This is a genomic window from Streptococcus sp. GMD6S, assembly GCF_000297015.1.
This window is the reverse complement of the sequence record NZ_AJRH01000192.1, coordinates 1-917: the sequence shown is the minus strand read 5'-3', so window position 1 is coordinate 917 and position 917 is coordinate 1. Positions and strand designations below refer to the sequence as shown.

Here is a 917-nt window from a genome sequence, read left to right as displayed (position 1 = left end):
CCTGCTTCTACTGCGGGTGTATAAACGACTAAAGGTTTAATGGTTGAGCCTGGGCTACGCTTAGACTGAGTGGCATAGTTGAAATTGCGAAAGCCTGGTTTGTCATCACCAGCTACACGACCAACAACTCCACGCACTCCACCTGTTTTAGGCTCTAGAGCAACACTACCTGATTCGGCATGCGTTCCGTCTTCTGCTATTGGAAATAGCGCAGTGTTTTCATAAATAACCTGCATGTTTGCTTGGTAGTTTTGGTCAAGCTCTGTGTAGATTCGATAGCCATTGTTGACAATCTCTTCTTCTGTGAGATTGTACTTGGAAACCGCTTCGTTGACAACAGCATCAAAATAGGACGGGTAACGATAATCCGAAACTTTGCCTTCATACTTATCTTGCAGTTGAGAAGCCATATCTACTCCAGCCGCTTCGGTTTCTTGATTTTTATCAATATAGCCCGCTGCAACCATATTTTGCAAAACAGTATCCCTACGGTTGGTCGAAGTTTCAACAGAATTTAATGGATTATACAATTCTGGTCCCTTGAGCATCCCTGCTAGAGTGGCCGCCTGATCAAGCGTTAGCTGTGAAGCTGATACACCGAAATATTTCTTACTTGCATCTTCAACACCCCATACCCCATTTCCAAAGTAGGCGTTATTGAGGTACATAGTAAGGATTTGCTCCTTGCTGTATTTCTTTGTCAACTCTAAGGCAAGGAAAAACTCCTTGGCCTTCCGTTCAACGGTTTGGTCCTGAGAAAGATAGGCATTTTTCGCCAACTGTTGAGTGATGGTAGACCCCCCTCCAGAACGACCCGCTGTAAGGATGGCTAGAAAGAAACGACCGTAGTTAATCCCATCATTTTTATAAAAAGAACGGTCCTCTGTCGCGACGACAGCATTCTGCAAGTCTTTACT

Annotated in this window: 1 protein-coding gene; it reads right to left on the bottom strand. The window is 44.4% G+C overall.

Going from position 1 to position 917, the window contains the following annotated elements; genetic code table 11:
* Nucleotides 1-917, bottom strand: a 917-nt coding sequence (locus tag GMD6S_RS09605; RefSeq protein WP_000311369.1) for a transglycosylase domain-containing protein, incomplete at both ends; no start/stop codon positions are given.